Origin of the sequence: Komagataeibacter oboediens (assembly GCF_003207815.1) — a bacterium.
In the GTDB taxonomy this organism is placed as follows: Bacteria; Pseudomonadota; Alphaproteobacteria; order Acetobacterales; family Acetobacteraceae; genus Komagataeibacter; species Komagataeibacter oboediens.
Genome location: NZ_NKTX01000221.1, coordinates 1 through 938, shown reverse-complemented (window position 1 = coordinate 938; position 938 = coordinate 1). Strand labels below are relative to the sequence as shown.

General features: G+C 63.5%; 1 pseudogene. It reads left to right on the top strand.

From position 1 onward, the window contains the following. Positions 1-774: pseudogene (locus tag CFR80_RS18465) on the top strand (DUF4043 domain-containing protein); the annotation flags it as partial. Positions 775-938: the final 164 nt, after the last annotated feature.

Genomic DNA, 938 nt, shown 5'->3' with positions numbered 1-938 from the left:
GGTTCCTACACGCTGGTCGGGGTTGCTGCCGATGCTACCAACGCCTCCACGGCACCGAATGGCATTTCTGGCACGCTCACCTTCTCCGGGAATGTGTCGGTGGCTGACGGCACCGAAGGGATGGCCGTTGTGGCCGCGACCGCCCCGCTGGTCCTGCGCCCCAATGGTCGTGCCACGACCGCAGCGCTTGCCGCTGGCGACATGCTGACCATCCAGAACGTGCTTGGTGCTGTGGCGGCCCTGCGTGACAACAACGTGCCCACGATGCCCGAAGGCGTCTATCATTGCTACCTGGACAACAACCAGTTGCTCGGGCTGTTCCGCGACGATGACTTCAAGCTGCTGTATCGCGGCCAGTATGGGTCCGATACCTACCAGACCGGTCAGGTGTTCGATCTGCTCGGTGTGCGTTTCATCCCCACCACCGAGGCTCCGCAGCAGGCGTCACTTGGCGTAGGGGCCATCCATCGCGCCATCATCTGCGGTCATGGCGCGCTGATCGAGGGCGATTACGCCAACATGGGCGAACACTATGCGGGCCTGCTGGATGGCGGCGAACTGACCCACGTTGATGACGTGTGCATGATTACGCGCCCCGCACTTGACCGTCTGGCGCAGATCATCGCGCAGTCGTGGTCGTGGATTGGCGGCTTTGCCCTGCCGACCGACCTGACCGCCAACACCTCGATCATCCCCACCGCCACGAACAGCTACCTCAAGCGTGGCGTGGTGATCGAGAGCCTTGGTGCGACCAGTCAGGCATCGGCTGCGTAATGGCGCGGCCTCGCAAGGCTCAGGGGGAGGGGGTAGGCAGCAATGCCGTCCCCGTCCGTCTTGTGCGCGACCACGGGTATATCGAGACCCGCTTTAACCGGGGGCGGTATCACTGGTCCGCCGGTGAGATCATCACCAACCCCGACGAAATAGCCCACCTGCGT